This window comes from Citrobacter portucalensis (assembly GCF_002042885.1).
Classification (GTDB): domain Bacteria; phylum Pseudomonadota; class Gammaproteobacteria; order Enterobacterales; family Enterobacteriaceae; genus Citrobacter; species Citrobacter portucalensis.
Window position 1 is genome coordinate 495,796 of the sequence record NZ_MVFY01000001.1, and the last position, 15,140, is coordinate 510,935.

A 15,140-nucleotide genomic window follows, 5' to 3' on the forward strand; every position below is an offset into this window, starting at 1 on the left:
TTTATTTTATATATATTTTCATTAACTCATTCATGTCAACTATCACTATTTCCGTAGAATTATTTGTTTAAGGTTTTACTTAAGACGTAACAATTCATATTTATCTCTTTACGGAACTTCTCCTTTAGCATGCTTTTACTCCCTACATGGGTAGTCACAGGTTAATAAAAAAACTAAAGGATTATTTCAATGAACAGAAAAGTACTGGCTCTCGTAATTCCTGCCCTGCTGGCTGCAGGCGCTGCTCACGCTGCTGAAGTTTATAATAAAGACGGCAACAAATTAGATCTCTATGGCAAAGTAGACGGCCTGCATTATTTCTCTGACGACGCTAACAGCGATGGCGATCAGACTTATATGCGTATGGGTTTCAAAGGCGAAACACAGGTTAATGATATGATCACCGGTTATGGCCAGTGGGAATATCAGGTTCAGGCCAACGGCACCGAAGGTGATAAAGGCGACTCCTGGACTCGTCTGGCATTCGCAGGTATTAAAGTCGGCGACTACGGTTCATTCGACTACGGCCGTAACTACGGCGTCATGTACGACGTTGAAGGCTGGACCGATATGCTGCCAGAATTCGGTGGCGACTCTTACACCAAAGCAGACAACTTCATGACCGGTCGTGCAAACGGTGTTGCAACCTACCGTAACACCGACTTCTTTGGTCTGGTTGACGGTCTGAACGTTGCACTGCAGTACCAGGGTGCGAACGAAAATCAGGTTACCAACGAGCAGGAAGGCACCAATAACGGTGGCGACCGTAATGTGAAAAACTCCAACGGTGACGGTTTCGGTATCTCCTCTACCTACGATCTGGGTATGGGCGTAAGCTTCGGTGCAGCATATACCTCTTCTGACCGTACCAATCAACAAGTGAACCATTCTACCGCAGGTGGTGATAAAGCTGACGCATGGACTGCTGGTCTGAAATACGACGCCAACAATATCTACCTGGCAACCATGTACTCCGAAACCCGCAATATGACCCCGTATGGCGGCTCAGATGGTCACGACAATACTATTGCCAACAAAACCCAGAACTTTGAAGTAACTGCACAATACCAGTTCGACTTCGGTCTGCGTCCAGAAGTTTCTTTCCTGATGTCTAAAGGTAAAGATCTGGGTGTAAACGGTTCAGACGGCGACAAGGATCTGGTTAAATATGCCTCCGTAGGTGCCACTTATTACTTCAACAAAAACTTCTCCACCTACGTTGATTACAAAATCAACCTGCTGGATGAAGATGATAGTTTCTACAATAAAGATCACAATGACATCTCTACCGATGACACTGTAGCACTGGGTATGGTTTACCAGTTCTAAGTTCGTCAGCCCGCTGGCAACGGCGGGCTCTCTTTACGCTCTAATAACTCTGTTTTATCCAGATCAAAACATTATATCTGTTGCGTTAAAACACATCTCTGATAGATGATATCTTGCATTAAGGTCTGTAGTAGAGGATACCTGCAATGAATCATCATCCTGTAAAATCATCCCGTATTGCATCCGTCGGCTATGACGAATCCTCTTGCACGCTAGAAATTCGCTTTCACCAGTTGGCTACCCTGCAATATCAGCAGGTCCCTGCCCGTATTTTTCGTGATTTCCTGATCGTGGTCTCTAAAGGCCGATTTTACGATGGGGTAATAAAAGGCAAATTCCCTGAAATCAAAATAAAGTGATGCCAAAATGTGATCGTTGTCATTGTACATAAAGTGCCATTACGCGGTAAGCTTTAGGTGGATACTTAAACAGGAGGTTTTATGAACAGAACGATTCTTGTACCCATCGATATTTCAGACTCAGAATTAACTCAACGCGTTATTGCCCATGTTGAAGCAGAAGCAAAGATCGACGATGCACAGGTTCATTTTTTGACCGTCATTCCGTCATTGCCCTATTACGCTTCCCTGGGACTGGCCTACTCGGCAGAGTTACCGGCCATGGACGATCTGAAAGCCGAAGCGAAATCTCAACTGGAAGAGATTATCAAGAAGTTCAATATCCCAACGGACAGAGTGCACGTTCATGTCGCAGAAGGTGCGCCGAAAGACAAGATTCTGGAGATCGCTAAAAAATTACCGGCTGATATGGTCATTATTGCCTCACACAGACCTGACATCACCACCTACCTGCTGGGCTCTAACGCCGCGGCTGTAGTGCGTCACGCGGAGTGTTCGGTACTGGTAGTCCGCTAAGCTGTCTGGCCCGCACATCGTTGCGGGCTTTTTGTTTCTACGCCTTATCCCCCACGATTCCTGTCTTAAATGTGCGGACATTTTTCCCGCCAGAACATTCAGCACGTTGCCGCAAAAGGCAAACTTACTTGTTCCTTTATTAAGCGCCTGTAGTTTCAGTTTTATGAAATTTGATAATGATCCACTTGTGCAAGCAACCTACGCCCCTAATGCGACAAAATCTACAGTTTTTGCCGCAGGTGGAAAACCAGATAGTGAGAAAAATATTCTGGAAATCAATGGGACTTGCATCAACTACACCTTAAGAAAAGATGCAGAGACAATGCCTTTTTATGTGGCATTCGATAAGAATGGGAATAAAAAACATTTTGGCTATATCTCCTGCCAACAGGCGAGAGATAGGGGAATATTTAGCCAATAAGGAAGAATCCTGGCAAGGAGCCATTTAAACAACCCGTTAAGCAATGAGAGTATCATTACTATTTTTTAAATGAGGATATTCAAAAAGAATAAATCGGCCCGCAAAAAGATATATTACATAATGGACCCTATGTTTCTACGCATCTTTCCTACATGACTATCCTAAATGACAGATCGATGCACAGATAATATCGATGGTAAGGTTCCCGCTTTCCTGCGTTGATGTATCGCTACATCGCGACAACATTACGTCCCCTCTTGAAACCCAGGTAAAAACAGAGTATAAATACTGTATATAAATCCAGTAAAAGAGCAATAAGCAATGTTCGTGGAACTCGTTTATGACAAAAGGAATTTTGATGGTCTGCCCGGCGCAAAAGATATTATTCTCGGCGAATTGACCAAGAGGGTTCATCGGATCTTCCCCGATGCTGAAGTTCGGGTTAAACCGATGATGACACTTCCGGCGCTCAACACTGACGCCAGCAAGCATGAAAAAGAACAGATAAGCCGAACGGTTCAAGAAATGTTTGAAGAGGCTGATATGTGGCTGGTTTCAGATTAAGCACCTTGAATCGTCATATTGCTTAAGTACCATCCGCTGTGACTGGCAATCATTCAATACTCGCACTATCGGACGTTTGCCGGTCGGCCGCAGCCATGCTCTTGCATACGGCATGGTTGCGGCAGTTCGCCACACCCTGCGTTTTTCGCTCCCTGACATTGCTCGTTGATAGTTCAGAACTGAATTATCTGGCGGTGAACTGCTCCACAATTTTCTTCAGCGCTTCAATATCTGCTTTCAGCTGATTAATTGCTTCCTGTCCGGGACCATGTACCTTTATTCAATCGTTCGGTTCACAGTTTATTCTGGTCTGGTCACGGAGAGCAAAAATCTTACTACTCTATGAGTAGCATCGGTGCCAGATAGAACGCAGCTGTAAAACGTGCTGGTATTCGTCGCCGTAATCCGTACCATACGCGGCATACTTTTGCCTGCTGGCTGTAATCGGCTGGAGCGAACCCATCATTTATAGCTAATCAGATGGGGCATGAAAACGCGCAAATAGTGTACGACGTCTACAGTACATGGATTGAAGAAATGAATGACGATCGGGTTGCAATGTTGAATAACCAACTAGCCCTGTGATTGAAGTTTGCCCATTACATGCCCCTTTTGGTTTTTGAGAACGGTAAGAATGCAAGATAATCAACAAGTTACAAAGAAAGAACAATACAACCTGAACAAACTGCAAAAACGTCTGCGTCGTAACGTGGGCGAAGCCATTGCCGATTTCAATATGATCGAAGACGGCGATCGCATTATGGTGTGCCTTTCCGGCGGGAAAGACAGCTATACCATGCTGGAGATCCTGCGTAATTTGCAACAAAGCGCCCCGATCAGTTTTTCCTTAGTTGCGGTTAACCTCGATCAAAAACAACCCGGTTTCCCGGAGCACATTCTGCCAGAGTATCTGGAACAGCTGGGCGTTGAGTACAAGATTGTCGAAGAAAACACTTACGGGATCGTCAAAGACAAAATCCCTGAAGGCAAAACGACCTGCTCGCTCTGCTCTCGCCTGCGTCGCGGCATTCTGTACCGTACGGCAACCGAATTAGGAGCCACCAAGATTGCGCTCGGCCACCATCGCGACGACATCCTGCAAACGCTGTTTTTAAACATGTTCTACGGTGGGAAAATGAAAGGCATGCCGCCGAAGCTGATGAGTGATGACGGTAAGCACATCGTGATCCGCCCGCTGGCTTACTGCCGTGAGAAAGATATCGAGCGTTTCTCCGAAGCGAAAGGTTTCCCGATTATTCCGTGCAATCTGTGCGGCTCACAGCCTAACCTACAGCGTCAGGTCATTGCTGATATGTTGCGTGACTGGGACAAACGCTATCCAGGCCGCATTGAAACCATGTTCAGTGCGATGCAAAACGTTGTACCTTCACATCTGAGCGATATCAATCTGTTCGATTTTAAAGGCATTAAGCACGGTTCAGAGGTTGTGGACGGCGGGGATTTAGCGTTCGATCGTGAAGAGATCCCGCTGCAGCCTGCGGGCTGGCAGCCAGAAGAAGATGATGCTCAACTGGATGAGTTACGCCTGAACGTGGTGGAAGTGAAGTAAGCGTCTGTCAGGCCTACAACGTGCATAAGCGCCTGTAGGCCTGATAAGCGGAGCGCCATCAGGCGCCCCAACGGGTAGTTATTTCAATAACCGGACCCGGCAAGTCTTGCCTTTAATCTTACCGTTTTGTAATTGCTTCCACGCCTTATGCGCTATGTTCTGGCGAACGGCGACATAGACGTGTGCCGGATGAACGGCAATTTTGCCGATATCAGCACCATCCAGACCAATATCACCGGTCAGAGCCCCCAGAACATCACCAGGGCGCATTTTCGCTTTTTTACCACCATCAATGCATAATGTCGCCATCTCTGCTTCCAGCGGCAGGATTGAGCCGTTAGCTGGCGCAGTTAGCCAGGTCAGCTTCAGTTGCAGCATTTCAGAAAGAATGTTGGCACGCTGCGCTTCTTCCGGCGCACAGAAGCTAATCGCCAGACCGCTGTTGCCGGCACGCGCGGTACGTCCGATACGATGGACGTGTACTTCCGGATCCCACGCCAGTTCGAAGTTAACTACCAGCTCAAGTGATTTGATATCCAGGCCACGTGCGGCCACATCGGTTGCGACCAGGACGCGCGCGCTACCGTTGGCAAAACGAACCAGCGTCTGATCGCGATCGCGCTGTTCCAGGTCGCCATGTAATGACAGTGCGCTTTGCCCTGCCGCATTCAGTGCATCACAAACTGCCTGACAATCTTTTTTGGTGTTACAAAAAACCACGCACGATGCGGGTTGATGCTGGCTGAGTAGCTTTTGCAGCAGCGGAATTTTTCCGTGGCTGGAGGTTTCGAAAAACTGCTGTTCAATCGCCGGTAACGCATCGACCGTATCAATTTCAATCGTTAATGGATTTTGCTGTACCCGGCCACTGATAGCAGCAATGGCTTCCGGCCAGGTTGCGGAAAACAGCAAAGTCTGACGTGACGCAGGCGCAAAGCGAATGACATCATCAATCGCATCGCTAAAGCCCATATCCAGCATGCGGTCGGCTTCATCCATAACCAGCGTATTCAGGGCATCCAGAGAAACGGTGCCTTTTTGCAGGTGGTCAAGTAAACGACCCGGTGTGGCAACAATAATATGTGGTGCATGTTGCAGGGAGTCACGCTGTGCGCCAAAAGGTTGCCCACCGCACAGCGTTAAGATCTTGGTGTTTGGCAGGAAGCGCGCTAAACGACGCAGTTCACCCGCCACCTGGTCGGCAAGCTCGCGCGTTGGGCACAGTACCAGAGACTGCGTCTGAAACAGCGCGGCATCAATATGCTGTAATAGCCCAAGACCAAAAGCAGCCGTTTTGCCACTGCCGGTTTTAGCCTGCACGCGAACATCTTTACCCGCCAGGATTGCCGGTAACGCAGCAGCCTGAACAGGCGTCATTTCAAGATAGCCCAGCTCGTTAAGATTCTCGAGTTGAGCAGCAGGTAAAACATTCAGGGTTGAAAAAGCGGTCACAATTTAATCTCGCGGTAAAAACTCACATTCAGCAGGCGCGTATCCTCGCAGATCTGTGCCCGTGATGCGACAATTTAATCGGTTCTTCATCCGGCGGCGGATCCGGCATGGGCTGCGGACGAGGTATGGGGTCGGGAATGGGAACCGGATCGGTCGGTAGCGAATCAGTGTTCGACGTTGCAATCAGACAGGTCATATACCCCTCCAGTCATTCAGGTTGACTCTTTTAGGGTAGACGCTGATTTCCTGCAGGCAAAAAAAAGCCGACTAATCTAAGTCGGCGTCGTACGAATCAATTGTGCTATGCAGTAATTCAAAAAAGGAAGTAAGACAATATGGAGCGCAACGCCCATCGCTTGACGTTGCATTCACCTGCGAGAGAGATATTGCCCCGAATAGGTAGATGGTTTATTGACTTCGCTCAAAAATCAGGACGTTTTCATGCGCAAAAGCCACTAAAAAACGTTGTTGTTACAACCATTTACTACGGTGCAACCATAAAGTAACACCACCAATCAGGACCACTAACAGAATACAAAAAAGTGAGAAACCAAACTGCCAACCACCGCCGGGGATACCGCCGAGGTTAACGCCGAAAAGCCCAGTTAAAAATGTGCTGGGAAGAAAAACCATTGCCATCAATGACATTGTATACGTTCGGCGAGCCAGAGACTCCTGCATCACCTGCGCAATTTCATCCGCCATAATACCGGTCCGGGCAATACAGGCGTCTATTTCATCCAGCCCTCTCCCCAGCCTGTCAGCGATATCCTGCATCCGTCTCCGATGGTCGTCGGTCATCCAGGGTAAACGTTCACTCGCCAGACGCGCATAAACATCTCTCTGAGGAGCCATATAACGGCGCATCACAATTAGCTGCTTACGCAGTAAAGCCAAAAAACCACGCGGTGGGATCTGCTGATCGAGCAGGTTATCTTCCAGATCAATAATCTTGTCGTGCAGCTGTTCGATAAATTCGCTGGCATGGTCGGTTAGCGCATCACAAACATCCACCAGCCAACTGCCACAATCAGCCGGTCCCGTCCCTTCCTGGAGATCGCTGACCACATCATCCAGCGCCAGCACTTTGCGCTGGCGGGTTGAGACAATCAGACGTTCATCCATATATAAACGCATCGCTACAAGTTGGTCAGGACGCTCGTCGGTGCTGCCGTTAATACAGCGCAGTGTAATCAGCGTACCTTCCCCGACTCTACTGACGCGCGGGCGTGTACTTTCGCCTGCCAGCGCATCACGCACATTGTTGGGAAGAAGAGGTGTTGTCGCCAACCATTGGGCGCTTTCAGGATGGGTATAATTAAGATGTAGCCAGCAGGGATGCTGACTATCGATAACATCGTTATCTTCCAAGGGTTTCACCCCACCCCGGCCATCCAACAGCCAGGCAAACACGGCATCCGGCACATTAACATCCGTTCCCTTAATGGCTTCCACAGCGCCTCCACAAACATTCAGCTTTTTTCGTTAGTCTAGCTGTCAGAATATGTTAAGCAATATCTCATTGTCCCATTGTGCTGAAATGATTCATAAAAATATCTGATAATACAAAAAGCGCCGACGATTGCGACGCTTGCATCGAGATGCCCAGTTAAGCCCGCTGCCATCTCGCTGACTCAAGAGCGTTACTTAAGCGAAATTTATGTGTTCGCGACTGGAGATCAATCACCTGGTTTTTCAGGATACCCGAGGAATCAGAAAGCTCATCAACCATAATGGCATTACTTTGGGTTACATTCTCCAGTTCGGCCAGTGCATGAGTAATTCTGATAATTCCTTTCTCCTGCTCCTGTGTAGTGGTTAATATCTCGCCCATCAGTTGGTTTAATTGACCGGCACCACCGACAATATCATGCATATTTTTTTCTGCTTCACGCACAATAGCTGCACCTTGCTGAACATTTTGATGGGTTTGCGCAATCAGCTGCTTAATATTCTTAGCAGCATCCGCACTTCGGTGTGCAAGCATTCTGACCTCACCGGCCACCACGGAAAAACCTTTGCCATGTTCACCGGCCCTCGCCGCTTCCACGGCAGCATTCAATGCCAGAATATTTGTCTGGAATGCGATACCATCAATTAGCGTAATTATTTCCGTCATCTGCTGTGCACATTCGGTGATTGAACGCATATTTGTCGCAACCTGCACCATTAATTCGCCACCCTGAATGGCGCATTGCGTGGCAACTGTTGCCTGGACGCTGGCGATTTGCGTGTTGTCAGCATTATTTCGCGTATTAACGGCTATCTCATCCATATTAGCAGCCGTCTGCATCAATGCTCCTGATTGTTGTTCCGTTTTCACTGAAAGCTCGGCGCTGCGTTCCGCAAGCTGTTCAGAGAGCGCCATCGCCGTTTGTGAGGATGTTCGGATCTCATTAACGAGTGTTGAAATATTACTCGATAAACTATTGATGCCCGGTATTAGTCTACCTGCACAATTATTACCAAACTCTGGAATACTGATCGCCAGATTCCCAGACGTCACTTCCTCAATGCTCCTTTTTACCGTATTGATCGGCATGACCAGGTATTTCGTCATATACCACCATAAGCATAATATAGAAATAACGCTTACCACATTTGTACCAATTATAATTTCCGACGTGGCCGAGAAAATCATCTCAACAATATTGAGAGCAACTGCCGAAATGAGCAGAAATAAAATAATAAAGGTTCTGACGCTAATATCATTTAACATTTTAGTCCTGTGCACTAAGAAATTATGTAGATATTATTTTTTATAGCACCTGCAATGCAGAATGCCATTGCTCTGCGACGAAAGCTGAACTTTCAATGAGAACCTGCAATCCTTTTACTTAAGGCAAGAAATTACACCCTTTATTCCTGTTAGCTCAGTGTTTTATTCCATCAAATGGCTGTGATGGCGCCAGTCATCAGGTTATTGTGATGACAAGCACATGGAGAGCATAAAACACACAGAACTATAAATTTGGTGAATGTTTATATAAGTAATGGCTCGTTATTTTCACTATCTTCCTGTTCCCTCTAATACCAGTGTAAAAACATAAGAACATTCCCGGTTTTATCATGTTAACTGGACAAAACCTGCTAGATTTATTACCACGGCTTTTTTTCGATAGGTAGTATGATGTTGAACGTGTCGTGGGACCCTGTATTGATTGGGATTTCCTTTGTTGTCGCGTTTATTGCCTCTTTTATTGCTCTCGATAGTGCGGGCAAGGTGGCAATCTCCAATCGACGTGAATCAACCTTCTGGCGCCTGTCTGGCGGGGCTACGCTAGGGATGGGTATTTGGTCAATGCATTTTATCGGTATGCTGGCCATGAAAATGAGTATGCCGATCAATTACCATTTTTCGCTCACGGCATTTTCTTTCTTTATTGCGCTCATTTCTGCAACTCTCGCTATTAATATCGCCATTTCCGGTAATACGCTTTCAACAAAACGATTAGTCGTAGCCACTGGAATATTAAGCGCCGGTGTCGTCACCATGCACTACGTTGGCATGTATGCCATCATTGAGCATGTTGCCATCCTATGGAGTCATTCGCTGATACTGCTCTCAGTGATGATTGCCATCGTTGCATCTGGTGTAGGTTTGTGGCTGGCGTTTCATTTGCGCCAAAATACCCGTCGAGCCCTGATCAATCGGCTTGTCGCCGCCCTTATTATGGCGCTGGCGATTGCCTCTATGCATTACACCGGGATGGGAGCGGCAACATTCACCCATTTTGGACACACAGTACACAATGGGCTCAGCACACTGGAACTCTCTGTCTGGGTCTGCGCCGTCACGCTGGTTATTTTGGGTATCATGCTGGTGGTGTCGATGGTGGATTCGCAACTGCGTACCTCCCGACTGGCTGACAACTTACATCAACTTAACTGCCAGCTTGAGCATCAGGTCCACTTCGACGCACTTACCGGACTTGCCAATCGCACACAGATAGATGCCTGCTTACAGGCCTGTTTGCAGCATTCCAAACTGCATCAGCATCAATTTGCTCTGGTATTCATCGACCTCGATCGCTTCAAAGTCGTTAACGATACCTGGGGACATCACATCGGCGATCAGTTGCTCATCGCCAGTACGCAGCGAATATACAGCTGCCTTGATGACACCATGACGCTGGCGAGGCTGGGGGGAGATGAGTTTATTCTTCTGGTTCCTGACTGCAATAAAAAGGATATCACCGCTCTGCTGACCCGGATTGCCGCTGCGATTGGCGATCCTTTCACGCTGTTTGGGTACACCATTCGGGTTTCGTTAAGTGCGGGAAGCAGTATTTATCCTGAGCATGGTTCCACGTTGCATGAGTTAAAAGTAAAGGCTGATATGGCGATGTATCATGTCAAACAGGCTGGCAGAAACGGTTGGGCTATTTATAGCCCGGAAATGGAAGCTATCGCCGATAAACCGCCGACATTTTTACAGGAACTGTCACAAGCACTGGAACACGATCAATTTGAGCTTTGGTATCAACCCAAATACACCGCCGGAGATCATTCCCTGACCGGTTTTGAAGCGTTATTACGCTGGCATCACCCGGAACGCGGCATGCTGTTACCCGCAGAGTTTCTGCCTGCGCTGGAAGAAACAGGCCTTATCATTCCGGTCGGGAAATGGGTTATCCAGCAGGCATGCCAGCAGTTACATCAATGGAAGTTACAGGGCCATGCGGAATGGACCCTCGCCGTTAATCTTTCCCCTTCCCAGTTTGAACAACATGACATCGTTGATGTGGTTTGCAGCGCCCTTGCACAATATCAACTATCACCTGCATATCTCACGCTGGAATTGACTGAAAGTACAGCACTTAAAAATTTAAAACGTAGCGCTGAAGTCTTAAATGCAATTTCAGCTTTAGGGATCACCGTTTCAATTGATGATTTCGGTACCGGTTATTCAAATATATTGATGTTGAAGTCTCTTCCGGCACAGGAATTAAAAATTGACAGAGTATTTGTTAAAGATATCAGCGAGAACAGCAAAAATACAAAGATTGTGTCTACTATTATTGACATAGCCCACTCCATGAATATGCAAGTAGTGGCTGAAGGAATAGAGACCCAGGAGCAGGAAATGCTCCTGACCCAGATGGGATGTGGCGTGCTGCAAGGTTTCTTGTTTGCAAAACCGTTGCCTGCGCATCAGATCCATGAATTGATTCCAACGGAAAGTAACATTAAGCAGCAGCGAATCGTACAGTCTTTGTCTCCTCAACAATCAATAACATTATGAGACTGTAATATAAAAAACAGATGCCATTAAACGGGCTACACAGCAGATAAAGATAACGGGATTATCGATGAGCACAACCGAGCTGCATTCACTGGATTTATTAACCCTGCCGGTGTGGATTGTTTCGCCGCATACCGAAGAACTGGTGTTCGCTAATACCGTTGCACGGGAACTGATGCAGGCCCCCTGCTTTTCTCTACTCCGCAAGGGCATATTTTCAACTCATGCCCAAAATGATTTAACCATGTATCTCAGCGATTTGAGAAATCATCACGACATTGTAGAAATCCTTACGGTTTGCCGCGAAGGTGAAGACGTCGCGATGGCCAGCCGCCTGTCCATCCGCTCTCTGCCGGAATCAGGTGACGTTATTCTTTTCGAAGGCATTGAAACACCGACTTCACAAGGTCTGAAAGCGAGCCGTTCAGCGAATTATCAGCGAAAAAAACAGGGATTTTACGCGCGTTTTTTCCAGACTAACTCGGCCCCAATGTTGCTTATCGATCCGTCCCGTGATGGGCTTATCGTTGATGCAAATCTCAGTGCACTAAATTTTTATGGCTATAGCCATGATACGATGTGTCAGAAACATACATGGGAAATCAATACGCTGGGCCGTCATATACTCCCGGTGATGCATGAAATCGCCCATCTTCCCGGTGGCCATAAACCTTTGCATTTTGTGCATAAACTGGCAGACGGCACATCCCGTCACGTACAAACCTACGCCGGGCCAATTGAAATCTACGGTAATAAGCTCATGCTGTGCATTATTCATGATATTACCGAGCAAAAACGGCTGGAACAGGAGCTTGAGCGTGCGGCCCTGCGTGACGCCTTAACGGGATTGCTTAACCGCCGACATTTTTATCAGGTAACCGAGCCGGAACAGACCCACGCGATGTCATTGACACAGGATTACAGCCTGCTGTTGATCGACACCGATCGCTTTAAAAGCATTAACGATCTTTTTGGTCATTTAAAAGGTGATGAGGTACTTTGCGCTCTGGCACGCACACTGGAATCCTGTGCAAGAAAGGATGATCTGATTTTTCGCTGGGGAGGTGAAGAATTTGTGCTGCTGCTGCCGCGAACCTCGTTAGATATTGCCCTCAATCTCGCAGAAGTGATACGGGCGACGGTGGCCAAAGTGACTCTCCCGGGCCTTCCCCGCTTTACCGTCAGCATTGGCGTAGCTCGGCACGAAACAAATGAAAGCATCGATGAGCTATTCAAACGCGTTGACGACGCGTTGTACAAAGCCAAGAACGAAGGCAGGAACAGAGTGCTGGCCGCCTGATGTTTACGTCGTTCAGCGACTGCGTTTAGCGTGACGCTCCCAGTTGTCCTGTTTTGCCTGTGCGGTTTTACGCAATGCCACATAACATGCCCCGCTGCCGCCATGATGCGGCAGTGCGGCGCAGTATGCTTGCACGTCGTCAAATTCCGTCAACCAGCGCGCCACGTAGCTGCGAACAATATTGGCATGGGAGTTATCGTCACGTCCCTTGCCGTGTATCACCAGCACGTTACGCAACCCTTCCTGCTGCGCCTGCAGAATAAAGCTAAAGAGCATCTGGCGACATGTTTCAACAGGTTGGCGAATAAGATTAAGGCTCGCCTGCTGCGGGTATTTTCCGTTTCGCAGCTTGTCGGTCACGCCGTTCTGTAAACCTTCGCGACGAAACTCGAGCGGCACATTCAACGGGACAATATCGAGAAATCCCGTCGAGAGAAAATTATCCAGTTGTAGCGTATCGATACGCGCCGGAGTGCGAAGATTACGCATGGGCTGCCAGTGCACATCGGCATGGTTTTTCAGCGGTTGAACATCCCCCATTGCGTCAAGAAACAGCGATGCATCATCAAGGTTCATGTTTCATCCTCCAGCGTATTGCGACGGGCATTATCATAACCGCGCACTATTATACCGACAACTGTACTGGTAACGGTTTACGATTATTTCCAATAATTAACCGGATCCTCCGCGCTGAACCGATCTACCCACGACAAGTTGATATCCGTTTTTAGGGGTATAGCTGCGACGGTCACTGGCGTGATAATGTGTAGCCTCGCCTGAATGCTGTAATGAGAGAAACGGATGCTTAACTTACTGGAAGACACCATCGACACGCCGCTGGGCCCGCTGTGGGTTATTTGTGATGAGCAATTTCGCCTGCGCGCAGTGGAATGGGATCAGCACAGCGATCGCATGGAACAATTGCTTGATATTCATTACCGTACAGAAGGTTATCAGCGCATTGCCGCCAAAAATCCTGGTGGATTAAGCGACAAACTCTCTGAGTATTTTGCCGGAAACCTCAGCATCATTGACACGCTGGAAACGGCAACCGCTGGGACGCCTTTCCAGCGTGAAGTCTGGCAAGCATTACGCACTATCCCCTGCGGGCAGGTCATGCATTATGGTCAGTTGGCCGAACAGTTGGGGCGCCCCGGCGCTGCAAGAGCCGTCGGCGCTGCTAATGGCTCCAATCCAGTAAGCATTGTGGTTCCCTGTCATCGCGTCATTGGACGTAACGGCACCATGACCGGATATGCCGGCGGTGTACAACGAAAAGAGTGGTTATTGCGCCACGAAGGTTATTTGCTACTCTAGATTCCAGGCAATTAATGCCTTATTCATCACACTTCCGCATAATCCGACCCCAAATTAAGTGTGGTTAATCAAGCAGATACAAACATTCGCTCCAGTTATGCCTGAATTATTCTCTATTGGGAGTAGCTCAGGCTTACGTGCTCACCAAAAAGATGTTAAAATTGACAAATATCAATTACGGCTTGAGCAGACCTATGATCCCGGAAAAGCGAATTATACGGCGCATTCAGTCTGGCGGTTGTGCTATCCATTGCCAGGATTGCAGCATCAGCCAGCTTTGCATCCCGTTCACACTTAACGAGCATGAGCTTGACCAGCTCGATAACATCATCGAGCGCAAAAAGCCTATCCAAAAAGGGCAGACGCTCTTTAAAGCAGGTGATGAGCTTAAATCACTCTACGCTATCCGCTCCGGAACGATAAAAAGCTATACCATTACCGAACAAGGCGATGAGCAAATTACCGGTTTCCATCTGGCGGGTGACCTGGTAGGTTTTGACGCCATTGGCAGCGGCCATCACCCGAGCTTTGCTCAGGCGTTGGAAACCTCAATGGTATGCGAAATTCCTTTCGAAACCCTTGATGACCTGTCCGGTAAGATGCCGAACCTGCGTCAGCAGATGATGCGTCTGATGAGTGGCGAAATCAAAGGCGACCAGGATATGATCCTGTTGCTGTCGAAGAAAAACGCTGAAGAGCGCCTGGCGGCCTTTATCTACAATCTGTCTCGTCGCTTCGCCCAGCGTGGGTTCTCGCCTCGTGAATTCCGCCTGACCATGACCCGTGGCGACATTGGTAACTACCTCGGTCTGACGGTTGAAACCATCAGCCGCCTGCTGGGTCGTTTCCAGAAAAGCGGCATGCTGGCGGTGAAAGGCAAATATATCACTATTGAGAACAGCGACGCGCTGGCAGTTCTTGCCGGCCACACGCGTAACGTTGCGTAATCTTTCCGCAAGCCTCTCTGTTATCCTTCTGTCAAATCGCTAAATTTTCCCGATTTATTGATCTGGCAGGAGGTTATTCCCTGTTTCAAACCACATTATTGGGTTACTCTTTTAGTTACA

Annotated in this window: 15 protein-coding genes and 1 pseudogene; 11 read left to right on the plus strand and 5 right to left on the minus strand. The window is 47.9% G+C overall.

The annotated features are described in order from the left end of the window. Nucleotides 1-189 precede the first annotated feature (189 nt). From ompC to ttcA, 7 genes and pseudogenes are all read left to right on the plus strand, one after another. Complete coding sequence (gene ompC, locus BZK40_RS02420; protein WP_079934097.1) at nucleotides 190-1,329, plus strand: porin OmpC; 1,140 nt, start codon at nucleotides 190-192, stop codon at nucleotides 1,327-1,329. A gap of 146 nt (nucleotides 1,330-1,475) precedes the next feature. After that, nucleotides 1,476-1,688, plus strand: a complete 213-nt coding sequence (locus BZK40_RS02425; RefSeq protein ID WP_003833205.1) for a KTSC domain-containing protein — start codon at nucleotides 1,476-1,478, stop codon at nucleotides 1,686-1,688. Between the two features lie 81 nt (nucleotides 1,689-1,769). Beyond that, nucleotides 1,770-2,204 (plus strand): universal stress protein UspF, encoded by a 435-nt coding sequence (gene uspF / locus BZK40_RS02430; protein WP_003833207.1) that lies wholly within the window; start codon nucleotides 1,770-1,772, stop codon nucleotides 2,202-2,204. Nucleotides 2,205-2,367: 163 nt separating this feature from the next. Further along, nucleotides 2,368-2,625 carry a hypothetical protein gene (locus BZK40_RS24340; RefSeq protein ID WP_139762107.1) on the plus strand — a complete coding sequence of 86 codons (258 nt, stop codon included), beginning with the start codon at nucleotides 2,368-2,370 and terminating at the stop codon, nucleotides 2,623-2,625. 321 nt (nucleotides 2,626-2,946) lie between these two features. Then, entirely contained in the window at nucleotides 2,947-3,189 is a 243-nt protein-coding gene (locus BZK40_RS02435) for a DinI family protein (protein WP_079934098.1), read from the plus strand. Nucleotides 3,190-3,504: 315 nt separating this feature from the next. Beyond that, nucleotides 3,505-3,774 (plus strand): annotated as a pseudogene (locus tag BZK40_RS24740) (tyrosine-type recombinase/integrase); the annotation flags it as partial. 49 nt (nucleotides 3,775-3,823) lie between these two features. Beyond that, nucleotides 3,824-4,759: a tRNA 2-thiocytidine(32) synthetase TtcA gene (gene ttcA, locus BZK40_RS02445; RefSeq protein ID WP_032943567.1), complete on the plus strand. Its 936-nt coding sequence runs from the start codon at nucleotides 3,824-3,826 to the stop codon at nucleotides 4,757-4,759. 78 nt (nucleotides 4,760-4,837) lie between these two features. On the opposite strand, the gene dbpA is transcribed toward ttcA, so the two are convergent. The 4 genes from dbpA to BZK40_RS02460 all read right to left on the minus strand — a co-directional run bounded on the left by dbpA (nucleotide 4,838) and on the right by BZK40_RS02460 (nucleotide 8,930). Then, nucleotides 4,838-6,211 carry an ATP-dependent RNA helicase DbpA gene (dbpA, locus tag BZK40_RS02450; RefSeq protein WP_057067384.1) on the minus strand — a complete coding sequence of 458 codons (1,374 nt, stop codon included), beginning with the start codon at nucleotides 6,209-6,211 and terminating at the stop codon, nucleotides 4,838-4,840. 28 nt (nucleotides 6,212-6,239) lie between these two features. Further along, the gene (gene ynaL, locus BZK40_RS24930) at nucleotides 6,240-6,407 is read right to left on the minus strand and encodes a proline-rich small protein YnaL (RefSeq protein WP_095533097.1); all 168 of its coding nucleotides are present in this window, start codon (nucleotides 6,405-6,407) and stop codon (nucleotides 6,240-6,242) included. A gap of 275 nt (nucleotides 6,408-6,682) precedes the next feature. Beyond that, complete coding sequence (gene zntB / locus BZK40_RS02455) at nucleotides 6,683-7,666, minus strand: zinc transporter ZntB (RefSeq protein ID WP_032943570.1); 984 nt, start codon at nucleotides 7,664-7,666, stop codon at nucleotides 6,683-6,685. Nucleotides 7,667-7,820: 154 nt separating this feature from the next. Further along, nucleotides 7,821-8,930 carry a methyl-accepting chemotaxis protein gene (locus BZK40_RS02460; RefSeq protein ID WP_079934099.1) on the minus strand — a complete coding sequence of 370 codons (1,110 nt, stop codon included), beginning with the start codon at nucleotides 8,928-8,930 and terminating at the stop codon, nucleotides 7,821-7,823. A 411-nt stretch (nucleotides 8,931-9,341) separates the two neighbouring features. On the opposite strand from BZK40_RS02460, the gene BZK40_RS02465 reads away from it, so the two are divergent. Together BZK40_RS02465 and BZK40_RS02470 are read left to right on the plus strand one after the other, a co-directional pair. After that, the gene (locus BZK40_RS02465; RefSeq protein WP_079934100.1) at nucleotides 9,342-11,456 is read left to right on the plus strand and encodes a putative bifunctional diguanylate cyclase/phosphodiesterase; all 2,115 of its coding nucleotides are present in this window, start codon (nucleotides 9,342-9,344) and stop codon (nucleotides 11,454-11,456) included. A 67-nt stretch (nucleotides 11,457-11,523) separates the two neighbouring features. Further along, nucleotides 11,524-12,756: a GGDEF domain-containing protein gene (locus BZK40_RS02470; protein WP_008784893.1), complete on the plus strand. Its 1,233-nt coding sequence runs from the start codon at nucleotides 11,524-11,526 to the stop codon at nucleotides 12,754-12,756. 12 nt (nucleotides 12,757-12,768) lie between these two features. On the opposite strand, the gene smrA is transcribed toward BZK40_RS02470, so the two are convergent. Beyond that, complete coding sequence (gene smrA / locus BZK40_RS02475) at nucleotides 12,769-13,332, minus strand: DNA endonuclease SmrA (RefSeq protein ID WP_032943576.1); 564 nt, start codon at nucleotides 13,330-13,332, stop codon at nucleotides 12,769-12,771. A gap of 225 nt (nucleotides 13,333-13,557) precedes the next feature. Between smrA and ogt the strand changes: the two genes are divergently transcribed. Both ogt and fnr read left to right on the plus strand, forming a co-directional pair. Further along, on the plus strand, nucleotides 13,558-14,073 hold the full coding sequence (gene ogt / locus BZK40_RS02480; RefSeq protein WP_057067381.1) for a methylated-DNA--[protein]-cysteine S-methyltransferase: 516 nt from the start codon (nucleotides 13,558-13,560) through the stop codon (nucleotides 14,071-14,073). A 194-nt stretch (nucleotides 14,074-14,267) separates the two neighbouring features. Continuing rightward, nucleotides 14,268-15,020 (plus strand): fumarate/nitrate reduction transcriptional regulator Fnr, encoded by a 753-nt coding sequence (gene fnr / locus BZK40_RS02485; protein WP_003020397.1) that lies wholly within the window; start codon nucleotides 14,268-14,270, stop codon nucleotides 15,018-15,020. Nucleotides 15,021-15,140: the final 120 nt, after the last annotated feature.

Excerpts from the sequence above, each read along its gene's own strand:
- ompC (WP_079934097.1), top strand. The coding sequence starts at position 190 with ATGAACAGAAAAGTACTGGCTCTCGTAATTCCTGCCCTGCTGGCTGCA.
- BZK40_RS02425 (WP_003833205.1), top strand. The coding sequence starts at position 1,476 with ATGAATCATCATCCTGTAAAATCATCCCGTATTGCATCCGTCGGCTAT.
- uspF (WP_003833207.1), top strand. The coding sequence starts at position 1,770 with ATGAACAGAACGATTCTTGTACCCATCGATATTTCAGACTCAGAATTA.
- BZK40_RS24340 (WP_139762107.1), top strand. The coding sequence starts at position 2,368 with ATGAAATTTGATAATGATCCACTTGTGCAAGCAACCTACGCCCCTAAT.
- BZK40_RS02435 (WP_079934098.1), top strand. The coding sequence starts at position 2,947 with ATGTTCGTGGAACTCGTTTATGACAAAAGGAATTTTGATGGTCTGCCC.
- ttcA (WP_032943567.1), top strand. The coding sequence starts at position 3,824 with ATGCAAGATAATCAACAAGTTACAAAGAAAGAACAATACAACCTGAAC.
- ynaL (WP_095533097.1), bottom strand. The coding sequence starts at position 6,407 with ATGACCTGTCTGATTGCAACGTCGAACACTGATTCGCTACCGACCGAT.
- BZK40_RS02460 (WP_079934099.1), bottom strand. The coding sequence starts at position 8,930 with ATGTTAAATGATATTAGCGTCAGAACCTTTATTATTTTATTTCTGCTC.
- BZK40_RS02465 (WP_079934100.1), top strand. The coding sequence starts at position 9,342 with ATGTTGAACGTGTCGTGGGACCCTGTATTGATTGGGATTTCCTTTGTT.
- BZK40_RS02470 (WP_008784893.1), top strand. The coding sequence starts at position 11,524 with ATGAGCACAACCGAGCTGCATTCACTGGATTTATTAACCCTGCCGGTG.
- smrA (WP_032943576.1), bottom strand. The coding sequence starts at position 13,332 with ATGAACCTTGATGATGCATCGCTGTTTCTTGACGCAATGGGGGATGTT.
- ogt (WP_057067381.1), top strand. The coding sequence starts at position 13,558 with ATGCTTAACTTACTGGAAGACACCATCGACACGCCGCTGGGCCCGCTG.
- fnr (WP_003020397.1), top strand. The coding sequence starts at position 14,268 with ATGATCCCGGAAAAGCGAATTATACGGCGCATTCAGTCTGGCGGTTGT.